The following is a 16,993-nucleotide window of genomic DNA, read 5'->3' as shown; positions in this document are numbered from 1 at the left end:
TTTTATTAAGATTGCGTCAGCTTTATTTTTTCTTCGCATATTTTAACGAGTCAATGGCTACCGCTAGAATGATAATGCTACCTTTAATGATATATTGCCAGTAAGGGTTTACACCGATATAAGTTAAACCGTAGTTGATAACTGTAAAGATGATAACACCTGTGATTACACCAATTACTGTACCTACACCACCAGCGAAAGATACGCCGCCCACCACGCAAGCTGCGATAGCATCTAATTCATACATAAAACCTAAGTTGTTAGTTGCAGAACCGATACGACCTGCTTCAAGCATACCACCAAAGGCATAGAACATACCTGCAATCATATAGATTGCAACTAAGTTACGTGCAACGTTTACACCAGATACTTTAGCTGCTTCTGGGTTACCCCCAATAGCAAAGACATTTTTACCGAAGCGTGTTTTATTCCACATTACCCAAACTAAGAACGATGCAATAGCTGCATAAATAGTGATATAAGAAAGTTTAAAACCACCAATACGCAAAAATCCCTGTGCAAATGTTGAGAAATTTTCGCTAAAACCTGCGATTGGAGAACCACCTACTGCATCATAATAAAGTGAGTTGAAACCATATACGATAATCATTGTACCCATTGTCGCAATAAATGGCGTCACATTTAAATAAGCAATAACTAATCCATTAATCAAACCAATTAGCGCACCCACAGCACATACTGCGAGAATAACCACTGGAATTGGGATTTGTCCAATTTCAGGGAACACGCGATTGATATTATCCATTGATTGCAACATTGTTGCAGAGATAACTGCAGCCAAGCCAACTTGACGACCGGCAGATAAGTCTGTCCCTTGTGTAATCAATAAACCCGCAACCCCTAAAGCAATAATTAAACGTACAGAAGATTGGGTTAAGATGTTACTGAAATTGACTAAATTTAAGAATGTCGGATCTTGTGCAATGATGATGCCGAGCAAAATCAATAACACAAAATAAATCGCATTTTGTTTTAAGAGATCAAAGGATTTGTTTTTTTCTAAGGCACTCATAATTCATTCCTTATGTTTATAAATATTTTGCCGCGAGTTGCAAAATTTCTTCTTGCGATGTTTTTGCGCTTTCAACGATACCTGCTAATTTACCGTTACTCATTACTAAAATGCGATCAGTCACACCCAGTAATTCTGGCATTTCTGATGAAATCATAATAATGCCTTTATCTTTTTTAGCGAGTTCTTGAATAAGTTGGTAAATTTCAAATTTTGCCCCAATATCGATACCACGAGTCGGCTCATCTAGCATCAAAATTTCAGGTTGAGTTAAAAGCCAACGACCAATAATGACTTTTTGTTGGTTACCACCAGAAAGAGAACCAATTGTAGTTCTGTGTGATGGTGTTTTAACATTCATTGAATCAATTACCCACTGGGTATCACTTTTCATCTTCTTCGTGCTAAGTAATTTCCACGGAGTGAGATAAGATTTCATATTTGAAATCAATGAATTAAACTCAATACTTAAATTAGAATAAATCCCCGTTGAACGACGCTCTTCAGTAACCAATGCAAAGCCATTATTAATCGCTTCAAGTGCGGTATGATTTTTCACAGTTTTTCCGTGTAACTTAATCGTTCCTTCGATTAATTCACGTACGCCAAAAATAGCTTCAACGATATCGGTACGTTTAGCCCCCACAAGTCCTGCAATACCGAGAATTTCACCTTTGCGTAATTCAAAAGATACGTCTTGAATGGATGGTTGATTTTTAGCGGTAAGATTTTCCACCTGCAAAATAACTTCTTTTGGCACGTTGGTTTTTTCAGGGAAACGCTGTGTTAATTCACGCCCTACCATCATTCCAACAATTTGTTCCATTGTGGATTCTTTCACGTTTACCGTGTTGATCCATTTACCGTCGCGTAAAATAGTAATTTCATCACAGATCTTGAAGATTTCATCCATTTTGTGAGAAATATAAATAATGCCGCAACCGCGTTGTTTTAATTTGTCGATAATTTTAAACAGATGCTCAACTTCTTTTTCAGAAAGCGAGGATGTTGGTTCATCCATGATTACGATTTTAGCGTTATACGAGAACGCCTTCGCAATTTCGATCATCTGCATTTGAGAAACTGAAAGTTTGGCGACTTTTTCTTTCGGATCTACATCAATATCCAATTCATCAAAAATCGCTTTAGTATCACGGTACATTTTTGCGTGATCAACAAAAGGTCCTTTAAGTGGATAGCGTCCAAGCCACAAATTATCCATTACGCTAGTTTGGCGTACGAGGTTGAGTTCTTGGTGAACCATTGAAATACCATTTTCAAGGGCTTCTTTCGATGTTTTAAAATTGACAGGTTTGCCTAAGAAAAGAATTTCGCCTTCATCTTTGGCATAAATACCGAACAGGCATTTTAGTAATGTAGATTTGCCTGCGCCGTTTTCCCCCATTAAAGCGTGAACAGAGTGAGAACGAACCGTTAAGTTTGCGTTATCTAAGGCTTTGACACCTGGAAAGGACTTGCAGACATTGGTCATAGTGAGCAGCACTTGGCTGTCTTGACATTGAGTTTGAGCTGTCATATCCAACCTCTTTAAAAAGGGGAAGAGCCACTTCCCCTTAGATTACAACAAAAATTGATGAGAAATTATTTTAAGAAGTCACCTAAGTTGTCTTTATCCACACCAACATAAGGAATACGTACAACACGATCTTTTAATTCCCATTTTGTGCCTTCAGTTGCTGCTTTACCTTGTGCTAAGTTGTTAGATAATTGAACAACTGCTTTGCCTTGGTTTACACCATCGTTTAACACCGTACCTGCAAGTTCGCCTTTATTAATCAATTGTAATGCTTCTGGTAACGCATCCACACCAAAGATAGGTAATTTTTTGCCGTGCGCTTTTGTTGCTTCTAACGCACCTAATGCCATGCCATCGTTGTTAGAAATAATGACTTCAATGTCGTTCGCTTTAGAGCTAGATAACCAAGCATCTACTTTATCTTTCGCCATTGCAGCATCCCACATACCAGTATCAATAAATAATTGTTCAGTTTGGATACCTTTCGCATTAAGTTCTTCTACAACATATTTTGTACGCGCTTCCGCATCTGGGTGACCAGGTTCGCCTTTTAATAATACAAATTGGATTTTGCCATCTTTATTTAAGTCAAGAGCAGGATTCGCTTTCCATTGTTTTGCAATTAAATCCCCTTGAATTAAGCCAGATTCTTTTGGATCAGTACCTACATAATAAGCCTGTTCATAAGAGCCGATAGCTTTTGCACCTGGGTCTTTATTAAAGAATACGACAGGAATGTTATCTGATTTGGCTTTGCCAATAATAGTTGGAGCAGCTGCTGGGTCCACCAAGTTAATAGCAAGTGCTTTCACACCCTTAGAAAGTAATACATCAACTTGGTCATTTTGAATAGATTGTGCATTTTGAGAATCGTTCATTAAGAGTTTAATGCCACCAACTGCTTTAGCTTCTTTATCAATTTCTTTACGCATTAAAGACATAAAGTTATCGTCGTATTTATAAATCGTTACCCCAATACGGTTATCCGCAGCAAAACTTGCAGAAGCCGAACCTAATGCAATAGCAAAAGCGACGGTACTTAATACAGCTGTTTTTTTCATAATAACACTCCTATTTGGAAAGTTGATGTGGATAGATAAGGTTGCACAAATTGGCAACTGTGCTCATCATAGCTAAGTTATCGTGATTAATCTGTGATCAAATTCACAAAAATGAAAACGATTACATAGCAAGTTATAAATTTGTGATCCATTTCACAAAATTAGCGCGATTCCACCGAAAAACGGCGTACTAAAGTAGGGTTAAATTGAACCACTGGAGGTGTAATTATTTTCTCGTCAGTCAGACTTAATGCTAATTTAGCCGCATAAGTTGCCATTAAATCAATAGGATAGCGAATTGTGGTTAGTTTTGGGATCAAATAACGGGCAATCGGCATATCATCAAAACCAATAATTGAAAATTGGCTTGGTACGTTGATATTGTTTTCATTGAGAACTGAAATTGCTCCCGCCGCCATTGAATCGTTATAAGCAACGACAGCCGTAAGATTTTTGTTATAACTAAGTAAATCAATCATTGCTTTTTCGCCGCCTTCAAAGTCTGGGCTATTGAGTGTTATCGCCTGTTCAATGATGGGATAATTATGATCTTTTAATGCGGCAAGATAACCATTTCTTCTTTCAACTTCATCAAAAATGGCGTGATTTGAACCGATATATGCAATATGTTGATGCCCATAACGAATAAGCATTTCCGTGGCTAAATAAGTGCCTTTTTGGTTATCTAAACTGACACAACGATGTTCATAACCTTTAATAACACGGTTAATGATTACCATTCCTTGCACAGTATTTAAATAATGGCTTAATTCATCATCAGATAAGGCTTTAGAATGTACAACAAGAGAACTGCAACGCTTACGTAATAAGGTATTGATCGCCTCTCGCTCTTTTTCTGCGTGATGATAACCAATGCCAATTAAAATCGTTTTTTGATGTGCTTCTGCTACTTTGTCCACCGCTTTCACTAAAATCGCAAAAAAGGCATCCGTCACATCGGTTACTACCACTCCAATTGTATCCGTGTTTTGCACAGCAAGGGCTTGAGCATTTGCATTAGGTTGATAAGCTAACTGTGCAATAGCTTGTTCCACCACCAGACGCGTATTTTCACTGACAGAAAGAGAGTGATTTAATACTCGGGATACGGTAGCGACAGATACATTGGCTAATTTAGCAACATCTCGAATAGTACTCATAACTTTTCCCTTGTTATAATCTATAAATCTTATACTTTGATCATAAATAATTTGAGACAAATTGAAAGCGGTTACTTTTATAATTATGAACTAAATCATAAAAAATTTTGCTTATTTTCTTATTTTGTGACAAAGATCACGGTTTATTTACAATAATTTAGTATAAATTAATGTAATCGCTTACATTGATAAAAAACAGGAGTCAAAATGACCGCACTTTTTGAACCTACAGAACATCCACATCGTCGCTACAATCCGTTAATCGATCAATGGGTTTTAGTTTCGCCACATCGTGCAAAACGTCCGTGGCAAGGGCAACAGGAAAAGGTCAATGAAGAACAAAAACCAAGTTATGATCCAACTTGTTATCTTTGTCCAAACAATAAGCGTATTACAGGAGAATTAAATCCAAATTATCGTAAACCTTATGTGTTTAAAAATGATTTTTCCGCGCTTTTAGAAGATACGCCAGCCCCTGAAAAATCCTCAGATCCTCTTTTCCGAAGTTCTCAAGCTCGTGGCGAAAGTCGAGTTATTTGCTTCTCTCCAGATCATAGTAAAACATTGCCATTATTGACCGCACTTGAGATTGAAGATGTGATTAAAGTATGGCAAGAACAACTTCGTGAGCTTGGTGCAAAATACCAATGGGTGCAAATTTTTGAAAACAAAGGGGCAGCAATGGGCTGTTCTAACCCACATCCACATGGTCAAATTTGGGCGAATAGTTTCTTACCAAATGAAGTTGCTCGTGAAGATCGCACACAACGTGATTATTTATTAAAACATAGTTCAGTAATGTTAGTTGATTATGTAAAACGAGAACTAGAGTTAAAAGAACGTATTGTCGTTGAAACTGAATATTGGGTAGCTTTAGTGCCTTATTGGGCTGTTTGGCCATTTGAAACATTGCTTTTACCAAAAACTCACGTAAAACGTTTAACTGAATTAAGTGACGAACAATCAAAAGATCTTGCGGTTATTTTGAAAAAATTGACGACCAAATACGACAATCTCTTTGAAACCTCTTTCCCCTATTCAATGGGATTTCATGCGGCACCCTTTAATGGCGAAGATAACGAACATTGGCAGCTACACGCTCATTTTTATCCTCCTCTTTTACGTTCAGCAACCGTGCGTAAATTTATGGTGGGATATGAAATGTTAGGCGAAAGCCAACGCGATTTAACAGCAGAACAGGCTGCAGAAAGACTGCGTGCCTTGAGTGAAGTTCATTATAAAGAAAGATAAGCCTGTTAGCGTGGGTAAGTATACCCACGGTTACTAAAAGTGGTTTCCCTTTGGGAAACTTATTATTGAACAAATAATTTACCCCAGAGGGGTAGCATTTCAGCTAGCTTAGGGTAGGCTACTCTAAGCAAAAGGAAGTTAATATGAATCCAATTAAAAACGCCCAACAACTCTTTACGCAAAAACACCAAAAACAACCAGCTCTTACCGTCTATGCCCCTGGTCGCGTAAATATCATCGGCGAACATACCGACTACAACGACGGCTTTGTTATGCCTTGTGCGATTAATTTTGGTACGGCCGTTTCTGGTACAAAACGAGATGATCATATTTGGAATGTTTATGCGGCGGATCTTGATGAAACTGACGAGTTTTCTCTCAATGTTGAAATTCCTAAGAGTGAACACAAATGGGCTAATTACGTGCGTGGGGTGGTAAAATTTATCCAAGAACGTTACCCACACTTTCAACAAGGTGCAAATTTAGTGATTTCTGGAAATGTACCGCTTTCTTCAGGATTAAGTTCTTCTGCTGCGTTAGAGGTTGCGGTGGGTAAATTCTGCCAACAACTTGGCGATTTACCGCTTTCTCACACGGATATTGCATTGAATGGGCAAAAAGCGGAAAACCAATTTGTTGGCGCAAATTGCGGCAATATGGATCAGTTAATTTCTGCACTTGGGCAGGAAAATCACTTATTGATGATTGATTGTCGTAGTCTTGAAACCACTCCAACACCCGTGCCACAAGATATCGCCGTTATTATTGTGAATTCAAATGTACCGCACGATTTAGTAACGGGCGAATACAATACTCGTCGTCAGCAATGTGAAGAGGCGGCAAAATTTTTTGGAGTGAAAGCATTACGAGATGTTTCAGTTGAGCAATTCCAAAAAAGAGAAGCGGAATTGACCGCACTTTCCCCGTTAGTGGCAAAACGTGCTCGTCATGTCGTAACAGAAAATCAACGAGTGCTCGATGCTGTAGAAGCATTAAAGAACAATGATTTGACTCGTTTAGGTAAACTAATGGAAGCATCTCACGATTCAATGCGTGATGATTTTGAAATCACCGTGCCACAAATTGATTATTTAGTTGAATTGGCTCAACTTGTTATTGGCAAAAATGGCGGTGCGCGTATGACGGGCGGCGGTTTTGGTGGCTGTATTGTTGCACTTGCGCCGCACGATAAAGTTGATGCAGTTCGTAAAATCATTGCGGATAATTACGAAAAAACCACAGGTTTAAAAGAAACTTTTTATGTATGCACTGCGTCACAAGGTGTTCGAGTGATTTAAGAGAAAATGATGTTAGAACAAACCACTTTTAATGCGCCTGATGGTGCACCTTATCAGCTTATAACTCTGCAAAATGAAAATGGAATGCGTGTTCAATTTATGGATTGGGGGGCAACTTGGCTTTCTTGTAAAGTGCCAGTAAATGGCACATTACGCGAGATTTTATTGGGATGTAAAGTGGAAGATTATCCCACTCAGCAAAGTTATCTTGGTGCAAGCGTAGGGCGTTATGCAAATCGTATTGCAAATGCACAATTTGAATTGAATGGTGAACTTATTAAATTGAGTAGTAATCAGGGCAAACACCAGCTGCATGGTGGAGAGGGCTTTGATAAACGTCGTTGGACAATCCAAAAGTGCGGTGAGAATTTTGTGTGTTTTTCATTACATTCAATGGATGGTGATCAAGGTTTTCCTGGTAATGTGGATGTGTCAGTAACCTATACGCTAACAGATGATAATAGCGTAAAAATTGAATATGCAGGGATGTGCGATAAGGATACCGCATTGAACCTAACGAATCATGCTTATTTCAATTTAGAAAATGCAGAGCAAGGCAGTGACGTGCGTGAGCATACATTACGTTTAAATGCCGATTTTTATCTGCCTGTCGATAATGAGGGGATTCCTAATTCTCCATTAAAGCACGTAGTGAATACAAGTTTTGACTTCCGTATTGCTAAACCCATCAAACAAGATTTTTTACAAGGGGATCAGCAAGCAACAAAAGGTTACGATCATTCCTTTATTGTCAATAAAGCGTGGCAAAAGCCTTGTGTGTTACTGACTTCTCCAACTGGTGATTTAAGTTTGGAAGTAAGAACCTCACAAGCCGCATTGCAGGTTTATACGGGTAATTATCTTGCAGGTACACCAACGAGAAATGGCGAATTATATGCCGATTTTTCTGGCGTAGCACTAGAAACTCAATGTTTACCCGACACCCCAAATCATCCTGAATGGCAAAATTACGGCGGGATTCAAAAAGCAGGCGAGCGATATTATCAATGGACGGAGTTTAAGTTCTTATTCATTCCAAGTTAATTTTGTAACATCGGCAGGAGATAAAGCGACTCCTGTCACTCTGACATAAAGAAAGGGTTAGATAAAATCTCAAATTTCCATTTTTAAACAACTAGTTAAGAGAGTTTTGTTAGTCATTATCTAGTCATCACCTTATTTGTATTTGGTATTGTAATCTTTAGAAAAACACATATAATTGATAAGGATTGTTAATAGCATTAAGGGTGTATTTTATGATAAGAAACCACAAACCACAAACCACAAACCACAAACCACAAACCACAAAGCTTGCCACATTAGTAGCGTTTTTTTGCACATCTCCGATAATTTTTGCTCAAGAACAGGCTGCACTTTCTCATAACTCACCGCAAGAAAAGTTGAATGAAATTGTTGTGAGCGATTCAAATATTAGCGATGCATTGGTGAATACATCGGTAAGCCATCAACAAATTTTCTTAAAACAGTCACGTGATGTAAAAGATGTTTTTGCAGGAAAAATGGATGTTAATGTCAGCCAATTGCAAGCTGCACGTTCTGGCGGAGAAGGTGTAAACATTCGAGGCTTACAAGCTAACCGAGTCACTACAACAATAGATGATATTCCTTTACCAGAAGCGCAAGAAGCGAAACATTTTATTTCTTATGGTTCAGAATTTGGTCGTACTGATTACATTGATGTAAGTGCTTTACGTAGTGCGGATGTTCGTTATGCTGGTTCAGCTAATAGCCTTTCTGGTAGTGTTAATTTTACAACGATAGAACCTTCAGATTTATTAAAAGGTCGTCATTTCGGTGGCGTTGTAGGAACTGGTTATAACAGTGTTGATCGTTCAGTTTATGGCAGTGCTGGAGGCGCAGTCAAAGCTGGAGATTATGAAGGCATGGTAATGCTAACTCAACGAAAAGGGAATGAAACTAAAAACCAAGGTAAAAATAATAGTGTGGGGGAAACACGTACAGCACCAAATCCAACGGATACTAAAAATACTTATTTATTAACTAAGCACTATTATCAACTAGACGATAAGAATAAGTTAGGTTTTATTTTTGAACATCAACATAAGAATATTAATAAAGATTTACTTTCTTTCAATAATTCTAACATTGATATGCGTACCGGAACGCAGATCACGGGCTATACGCAGGATAAAGTAACTAGAGATCGTTTTTCGTTAAGTCATGAATACAATAGTGAAAAAGGCTGGTTGCAATATGCAAAAACACAAGTTTTTTATCAAGACGCCAAAACTGAAAACTATCGTTATCGTTTAGGTACGCGAAGCTATCGTCAAGAAAATACTAAATTTAGTGATAAAAGCTATGGTCTTGTAAGTAATTTAATTTCGGTAATTGATGGAAATATTCCTCAAGTGTTACGCTATGGTTTATCTTATGTGCATAATAAGGCGAGTGATGATATTCATCTTGTCAGACCAGCTTATCGTCAAATTACCAATATGTATCCAATGGCAGAGATGCAACAGGATAAGTTTACTGGTTATTTAGAAGATGAAATGGCGTTTGGTAACTTTGCCATTACACCACAATTGGGTTTTGTACATTATCGAGTAAAACCAATATCTAATGATAATCGAGTTGCTGAATTGCACGCTCGTAAGCAATCCGAGACCCAATTTACGCCAAAAATTAGCTTGGAATATCGATTGTCCGATAATTTTATTCCTTATTTACAATATTCCCGTGGTGTTAGAACGCCATCAACACAGCAGCTAAGCTCGTATTTCTTTGAAAGTGTTATCTATCCTATTCCAGGGCGTGGTACACAAACGGTAAATGTCGCAGTAGTAGGTAACCCTAATTTGAAATCAGAAACGGCAGATAATTTTGAGGTTGGTGTAAAAGGTAAAACATCAGAGATTAATTATTTAGTGACTGGTTATTACAACCGATATCATAATTTTATTGATTGGGTTGCCAAACCAACGAATGGTTACACCAGCTTTATTCAATATGATAATCTTGATAAAGCTAAGGTATATGGTGTCACAGCCGATATGAAATGGAATTTTTATGATGATTTTTATACTATTGCTGGTCTTTCCTATTCACGTGGTAAAGCCGAAAATAATGGTATAAAAACAGCAATAAATAGCATTCAGCCAATGAAAACAAAATTAGGTTTTGGTTATGAAGGAGAATCTTTTGGGGCTAATATCCAATGGACATACAGTCGAGGTAAATCAGACAAAGATATTGAACAATCATCTGCTTATCTATACAACCCAACAGGTGGATATTCTTTATTTGATTTAGGCGCTTACTGGAAACCAACCAAAAACTTAATGTTTACAGCTAATGTGAATAATCTGTTTGATAAAAAATATTGGAATTGGAATGATATTTCTTATCTTGCCCTGCTAAGTAAAGCAACGCAAGATCAAGGAAGACCTTCATCAACCATTCCAATGGCTATTACATCAGCCAATGCGGATCGTTATAGCGCACCAGGACGTAATTTCAATATTGGCGTACGTTATGAGTTCTAACTAAAATCTTAATGAAATTAACCGCACTTTAGGTTCAAACCTAATGTACGGTTATTTTTATTGATTTTCGCCTTTTCGCTTTTTGCGATTTTTTCCAAAATATGATACTTTTTCGCCGTCAATAAGACATCAACTACAAACCAATATGAACGACGAACAGCAAAATTCAAACCAACCTGAAAATACGAAAAAGCCTTTTTTCCAATCTTTATTCGGTCGCTTTTTTCAAGGCGAACTAAAAAATCGTGAAGAACTTGTGGAAGTGATTCGCGATTCAGAACAAAACGATTTAATTGATCAAAATACGCGTGAAATGATTGAAGGCGTGATGGAAATTGCGGAACTTCGTGTTCGTGATATTATGATTCCTCGTTCACAAATTATTTTTATTGAAGATCAACAAGATTTAAATACTTGTTTAAACACAATTATTGAATCCGCACATTCTCGTTTTCCTGTGATTGCCGATGCCGATGACCGCGATAATATCGTGGGCATTTTGCACGCAAAAGATTTATTAAAATTTTTACGTGAAGATGCCGAAGCGTTTGATTTATCTTCATTATTGCGCCCCGTCGTGATTGTGCCAGAAAGCAAAAGAGTGGATCGTATGTTAAAAGATTTTCGCTCTGAGCGTTTCCATATGGCCATTGTGGTGGATGAATTTGGTGCAGTGTCAGGGCTTGTTACCATTGAAGATATTTTGGAACAAATTGTTGGCGATATTGAAGATGAATTTGATGAAGAAGAGATTGCGGATATTCGTCAGCTTTCTCGTCATACTTATGCTGTGCGTGCACTCACCGATATTGATGATTTCAATGGGCAATTTAATACGGATTTTGATGATGAAGAAGTGGATACCATTGGCGGTCTGATTATGCAGACTTTTGGTTATTTACCAAAACGTGGGGAAGAAATTATTTTGAAAAATCTTCAATTTAAAGTGACTTCTGCAGATAGTCGTCGATTAATTCAACTTCGCGTGACAGTGCCAGATGAACATTTGGCTGAAATGGATGATGTGGAAGAAAAAGCCGAATAGCATTTTATCATCCCCAATGATGGCGCGCGTTTTCCAACGCGTGCTTTTTATTTACTTGAAATGGAATTTCAAATTTCAACACAAAAGACGCTCGTGAGGGCGTGCAAAATATAATTGAATTTATGAATAAATATTTTACTTATCTTATTGCGATTATATCTGGTTTAGTCGGTGTTTTTGCTTTTTCGCCATTTGATTATTGGCCTTTAGCCTATGTTTCTTTACTCGGTTTACTTTATGTCGCTAAAAATCCTAAAAAATCCACCGCACTTTTAGCGACGTTTTTGTGGTCGATGGGATTTTTCTGCTTTGGGGTAAGTTGGCTTAACGTCAGTATTCACCAATTTGGTGGCGCGTCTTTAGGTGTGAGTTATTTCCTTGTCGGTTTACTTGCGGCTTATCTTGCGCTATACCCGATACTCTTTACCTATTTGGTTCAGCGTTTCCAAGTTCAAAGTGCGGTAATTTTTGCCGTGATTTGGACATTGACAGAATTTTTACGAGGTTGGATTTTTACCGGTTTTCCTTGGCTTCAATTTGGTTATACACAAATTAACAGCCCATTTTATGGCATTGCCCCGATTTTTGGCGTAACAGGATTAACGTTCTTTACTGTTTGGGCAAGTGCGGTCATTTTTAATCTCGTTTCTTCTTTGTTTAAAACGAAAAACCTTAAATTAGTTTTAGCGAATGCTTTGTTATTGATTATCGTGGGGGGATTAAGTGCTTATTCATCCCGAATTCACTTTGTAAAACCTGTTGAAGATAAGGCAATTTCAGTCACACTTGCTCAAGGAAATATTGAACAAAATCTTAAATGGGATCCTAATTATTTCTATTCTACTTTGGCGATTTATCAAAAATTAATCGCAGAAAATCTTGGTAAAACCGATTTAATTATTTTGCCTGAATCAGCATTGCCAACGCTTGAAAATGCGATTACGCCATTTTTTGAGGGATTAGAGCGTGCGGCTAAAGAAACGAAAACGGAGATTATGATTGGCACGGTATTCCAAGATACGAAATCTGGTAAGTTATTAAATTCAATTATGACTGCAGGAAACCCAGATTTTCCTTATCAACCAAATACGCAAAATCGTTATAATAAACATCATCTTGTGCCTTTCGGGGAATATGTTCCGCTAGAAAGTATTTTGCGACCACTTAATTCAGTGTTTAATTTACCAATGTCAGCATTTCAAAGTGGAGAGGCAGTTCAACCCTCTTTAATCGCCAAAAAACGTGCTTTTTCGCCAGCAATTTGTTATGAAATTATTTTCGGCGAGCAAGTGCGACAAAATTTGAAACAAGATACGGATTATTTGCTCACGTTATCTAATGATGCGTGGTTTGGCGATTCTATTGGGCCTTGGCAACATTTACAGATGGCAAGAATGCGTGCTTTAGAATTAGGCAAACCGCTTATTCGTGCAACGAATACGGGGATTTCAGTTTTTGTTGATGCGCAAGGTAAGGTGTTAGCACAAGCCCCACAATTTATTGAAACAACCTTGACTTATAAGATTGCACCTACAGAAGGCAAAACCCCTTATTCTGTGTTAGGAAATATGCCTTTATATGCTTTGTCATTGCTGTTTTTAGTATTACACGGAGCGATGGTGTTTGTTCGTCGTAAGATGAACCTTTCACAAAAACGCTAGTCAAAACGACCGCACTTTTTATTTATAAACGAGATTTTAATGAATCAAAATCTAATTGAAGTTAAGAATCTCACCTTTAAACGCGGTGATCGCGTGATTTACGATAACCTGAATTTGCAAGTAAAAAAAGGAAAAATCACTGCGATAATGGGGCCGTCGGGGATTGGTAAAACTACCTTACTTAAATTAATAGGTGGGCAGCTAATACCAGAACAAGGTGAAATTTTGTTTGATGGACAAGATATTTGTCGTCTATCTAATCGTGAACTGTACGAAGTACGCAAGCGGATGGGGATGTTATTCCAATCAGGTGCGCTTTTTACGGATATTTCTACTTTTGATAATGTCGCCTTTCCAATTCGTGAACATACGCATTTGCCTGAAAGTTTAATTCGTCAAATTGTGTTGATGAAATTGGAGGCGGTTGGGTTGCGAGGTGCCGCCGCATTGATGCCTTCAGAACTTTCTGGTGGTATGGCTCGTCGAGCTGCATTAGCGCGAGCTATTGCACTTGACCCTGATTTAATTATGTTTGATGAGCCATTTACTGGACAAGATCCAATCAGTATGGGCGTAATTTTGAGCCTGATTAAACGATTAAATGAAGCGTTAAATTTGACTTCTATCGTGGTGTCGCACGATGTGGAGGAAGTATTGAGTATTGCAAATTATGCCTATATTATTGCAGACCAAAAAGTCATCGCAGAAGGAACATCTGAGCAGCTTTTACAAAGCAAAGATCCGCGCGTGGTGCAATTCTTAAAAGGTGAATCTGATGGACCTGTGCGCTTTAAGTACCCAGCGCAAGATTATGTGAAGGAATTGTTTGAATGATCGTCAATTTTATTTCTGCTTTAGGAAAACAGGTGATCGACTTTTTCCGTGCATTAGGGCGAGCAGGTTTTATGTTATTTGGCGCATTGATCGGCAAGCCACAAATTCGTAAGCATTTTCCTTTGCTTGTGAAGCAAATCCATGTTTTAGGTGTCCAATCGTTACTCATTATTTTGTTGTCCGGTTTATTTATTGGAATGGTATTAGGGCTACAAGGTTATGTGGTATTAGTCGATTTTTCTGCTGAAACAAGCTTAGGGCAGCTTGTAGCACTTTCTCTTTTACGAGAATTAGGCCCTGTTGTTACCGCACTTTTATTTGCTGGTCGGGCAGGTTCTGCATTGACCGCTGAAATAGGCTTAATGAAAGCCACTGAACAACTTTCTAGTCTTGAAATGATGGCTATTGATCCTTTACGTCGCGTGATTGCACCACGTTTTTGGGCAGGAGTTATTTCCATGCCAATTTTGTCAATCTTGTTTATCGCAATTGGTATTTGGGGCGGTTCCTTAGTAGGTGTGGATTGGAAAGGCGTTGATTCAGGCAGCTTTTGGTCTGTTATGCAAAATTCCGTGAGTTGGAGCTATGATATTTTAAATGGCTTTATTAAAGCAGTTTTCTTTGCTGTAGCCGTAACTTGGATTGCGCTGTTCAATGGTTATGATTGTATGCCAACATCAGAAGGTATCAGCCAAGCTACAACACGAACAGTTGTGCATGCCTCTCTTGTTGTTCTAGGATTAGATTTTATTTTGACTGCTATTATGTTTGGAGCAGGTTAAGGATTTTTTATGAGACAAACAATTAAATATGAATTTTGGGTCGGGTTATTTTTATTACTTGGTATTGGTGCCTTAGTTTTTTTAGGTTTACGCGTAGCCAACGTACAAGGTTTTGGTGAGGCGAAATCTTATACTGTGACGGCAACTTTTGATAATATTGGTGGACTTAAAGTACGCGCACCATTAAAAGTTGGTGGAGTGGTTATTGGGCGTGTGAGCGGTATTACACTTGATGAAAAAAGCTATTTACCAAAAGTAAGTATCGCGATTAATCAAGAATATAATGAAATCCCAGAAAATAGTTCTTTATCAATTAAGACATCGGGCTTATTGGGTGAGCAATATATTGCATTGACAATGGGATTTGATGATGGCGAATCGGCCATGCTTAAAGAGGGTAGCCAAATTCAAGATACAAAATCTGCTATGGTGTTGGAGGATTTAATCGGCCAATTCCTTTACGGCGATAAAAAATCTGATGGTAACAGTGAAAAGACTGAGCCTACAGTACAATAACAACTAACATTTATTTAGGAGATTTATGATGAAATTTTTCCAAGTAAAAAAATGGTTTGCAATTTTAACCTTAGTATTTACCGCACCTTTTACTGCTGGTACAGCTATGGCTGAAACAAGCCCTTATGTATTAATGCAACAAGCGTCAGACAAATTGTTTTCTGATATTCAGGCAAATCAAAGCCAGATTAAAAAAAATCCAAATTATCTACGTACTATCGTTCGTAATGATTTACTGCCTTATGTTCAAGTCAATTATGCAGGTTCTTTGGTGCTAGGTTCTCATTTCAAATCTACTACACCTGAACAACGTGAAAAATTCTTTAAAGCTTTTGGTGACTTTATTGAACAAGCTTATGCACAAGTATTAACGGCATATTCAAATCAACAAATCCAAATTGAGCCAGAAAAAGCATTAGGCGATAAAAACTTAGTAAATATTCGTGTGAATATCATTCAAGTTAACGGAGCTGCGCCAATTAAATTAGATTTTAAATGGCGTAAAAATAGTAAAACTGGCGAATGGCAAGCTTATGACATGGTTGCTGAAGGTGTGAGCATGGTTGTGACAAAACAACAAGAATGGAGTGGTATCTTACGTCAGCATGGCATTGATGCATTAACTGCACAAGTACAAAAATCAGCAGCCCAACCTGTAACATTAAGCAAATAATCTTGTTGCCATGTTAAATTGGGATTTAAAGAAAAATGATGATAAGATAGCACTCCTTTTGTCTGGGAAGCTATCTCGTAACACGTTGTTGCCTATTTGGCAGCAACGTGACGTTTTTTTATCAGCTAATGTGCTTGATAAAACGGTTGTTGAATGGGATTTATCTGGTATTCAACATATTGATTCAGCTGGTTTTGCAGCTCTTTGTGATTTTTTACGAGAGTGCCAAAAGCTTAACAAAACAGTGCGATTAGTTTATCCACCAAAACAATTATTAACTCTCGCAGATCTTGTCGGTTTATCTGATTGGATTGGCAAATTTTACAGATCTTAATTAAACGGAAATCTGATGGAACTTCAAGAAATTGAACGAATTTTAAAAGATGCGCTAAACGTAGAAGAGGTTTATGCTCAAGGTGAAAACGCACATTTTGGCGTGATTGTAGTGAGTGATGAAATTGCCGCACTTTCTCGCGTAAAACAACAACAAACTATTTATGCTCCCTTAATGCATTATTTTAGCACTGGTGAAATTCACGCCCTAACAATCAAAACTTATACCGTAGAAAAATGGAAACGCGATCGAGCATTAAACCAATTTAATTAAGGATT

16 protein-coding genes are annotated in these 16,993 nt (G+C 37.7%); 12 read left to right on the top strand and 4 right to left on the bottom strand.

What is annotated here, in order from left to right:
• Positions 1-22: 22 nt before the first annotated feature.
• The 4 genes from mglC to DV424_RS03830 form a co-directional block, all read right to left on the bottom strand.
• Positions 23-1,033 (bottom strand): galactose/methyl galactoside ABC transporter permease MglC, encoded by a 1,011-nt coding sequence (gene mglC / locus DV424_RS03845; protein ID WP_118859136.1) that lies wholly within the window; start codon positions 1,031-1,033, stop codon positions 23-25.
• A 16-nt stretch (positions 1,034-1,049) separates the two neighbouring features.
• Positions 1,050-2,570: a galactose/methyl galactoside ABC transporter ATP-binding protein MglA gene (mglA, locus tag DV424_RS03840; RefSeq protein ID WP_110431728.1), complete on the bottom strand. Its 1,521-nt coding sequence runs from the start codon at positions 2,568-2,570 to the stop codon at positions 1,050-1,052.
• Between the two features lie 65 nt (positions 2,571-2,635).
• Complete coding sequence (gene mglB, locus DV424_RS03835) at positions 2,636-3,631, bottom strand: galactose/glucose ABC transporter substrate-binding protein MglB (protein ID WP_118859135.1); 996 nt, start codon at positions 3,629-3,631, stop codon at positions 2,636-2,638.
• A 161-nt stretch (positions 3,632-3,792) separates the two neighbouring features.
• Positions 3,793-4,791, bottom strand: coding sequence for a substrate-binding domain-containing protein (locus tag DV424_RS03830; protein WP_118859134.1), 999 nt, complete (start codon positions 4,789-4,791; stop codon positions 3,793-3,795).
• 207 nt (positions 4,792-4,998) lie between these two features.
• Between DV424_RS03830 and galT the strand changes: the two genes are divergently transcribed.
• The 12 genes from galT (at position 4,999) to DV424_RS03770 (ending at position 16,988) form a co-directional block, all read left to right on the top strand.
• On the top strand, positions 4,999-6,042 hold the full coding sequence (gene galT / locus DV424_RS03825) for a galactose-1-phosphate uridylyltransferase (protein WP_118859133.1): 1,044 nt from the start codon (positions 4,999-5,001) through the stop codon (positions 6,040-6,042).
• Between the two features lie 143 nt (positions 6,043-6,185).
• The gene (galK, locus tag DV424_RS03820; protein WP_118859132.1) at positions 6,186-7,340 is read left to right on the top strand and encodes a galactokinase; all 1,155 of its coding nucleotides are present in this window, start codon (positions 6,186-6,188) and stop codon (positions 7,338-7,340) included.
• 9 nt (positions 7,341-7,349) lie between these two features.
• Positions 7,350-8,384 (top strand): galactose-1-epimerase, encoded by a 1,035-nt coding sequence (gene galM, locus DV424_RS03815; RefSeq protein WP_118859131.1) that lies wholly within the window; start codon positions 7,350-7,352, stop codon positions 8,382-8,384.
• A 212-nt stretch (positions 8,385-8,596) separates the two neighbouring features.
• Complete coding sequence (locus tag DV424_RS03810) at positions 8,597-10,870, top strand: TonB-dependent receptor domain-containing protein (protein WP_118859130.1); 2,274 nt, start codon at positions 8,597-8,599, stop codon at positions 10,868-10,870.
• Between the two features lie 145 nt (positions 10,871-11,015).
• The gene (corC, locus tag DV424_RS03805; RefSeq protein WP_118859129.1) at positions 11,016-11,915 is read left to right on the top strand and encodes a CNNM family magnesium/cobalt transport protein CorC; all 900 of its coding nucleotides are present in this window, start codon (positions 11,016-11,018) and stop codon (positions 11,913-11,915) included.
• Between the two features lie 122 nt (positions 11,916-12,037).
• Entirely contained in the window at positions 12,038-13,576 is a 1,539-nt protein-coding gene (lnt, locus tag DV424_RS03800; protein ID WP_118859128.1) for an apolipoprotein N-acyltransferase, read from the top strand.
• A gap of 39 nt (positions 13,577-13,615) precedes the next feature.
• Complete coding sequence (gene mlaF, locus DV424_RS03795; protein WP_118859127.1) at positions 13,616-14,410, top strand: phospholipid ABC transporter ATP-binding protein MlaF; 795 nt, start codon at positions 13,616-13,618, stop codon at positions 14,408-14,410.
• A complete protein-coding gene (gene mlaE, locus DV424_RS03790) occupies positions 14,407-15,192 on the top strand; it encodes a lipid asymmetry maintenance ABC transporter permease subunit MlaE (protein WP_118859126.1) in 786 nt (261 codons plus the stop codon). The genes mlaF and mlaE overlap by 4 nt, the downstream gene beginning before the upstream one ends.
• Before the next feature lie 9 nt (positions 15,193-15,201).
• On the top strand, positions 15,202-15,708 hold the full coding sequence (gene mlaD, locus DV424_RS03785) for an outer membrane lipid asymmetry maintenance protein MlaD (RefSeq protein WP_046949632.1): 507 nt from the start codon (positions 15,202-15,204) through the stop codon (positions 15,706-15,708).
• 28 nt (positions 15,709-15,736) lie between these two features.
• The gene (mlaC, locus tag DV424_RS03780; RefSeq protein ID WP_192880645.1) at positions 15,737-16,381 is read left to right on the top strand and encodes a phospholipid-binding protein MlaC; all 645 of its coding nucleotides are present in this window, start codon (positions 15,737-15,739) and stop codon (positions 16,379-16,381) included.
• A 10-nt stretch (positions 16,382-16,391) separates the two neighbouring features.
• Positions 16,392-16,715 (top strand): STAS domain-containing protein, encoded by a 324-nt coding sequence (locus tag DV424_RS03775; protein ID WP_118859124.1) that lies wholly within the window; start codon positions 16,392-16,394, stop codon positions 16,713-16,715.
• A 15-nt stretch (positions 16,716-16,730) separates the two neighbouring features.
• On the top strand, positions 16,731-16,988 hold the full coding sequence (locus tag DV424_RS03770) for a BolA family protein (RefSeq protein ID WP_118782005.1): 258 nt from the start codon (positions 16,731-16,733) through the stop codon (positions 16,986-16,988).
• Positions 16,989-16,993 lie beyond the last annotated feature (5 nt).

Source organism: Haemophilus haemolyticus (genome assembly GCF_003493605.1).
Taxonomy (GTDB): Bacteria; Pseudomonadota; Gammaproteobacteria; order Enterobacterales; family Pasteurellaceae; genus Haemophilus; species Haemophilus haemolyticus_J.
Note: the sequence above shows the minus strand (reverse complement) of the source record. Positions and strands in the feature narration are given on the sequence as shown.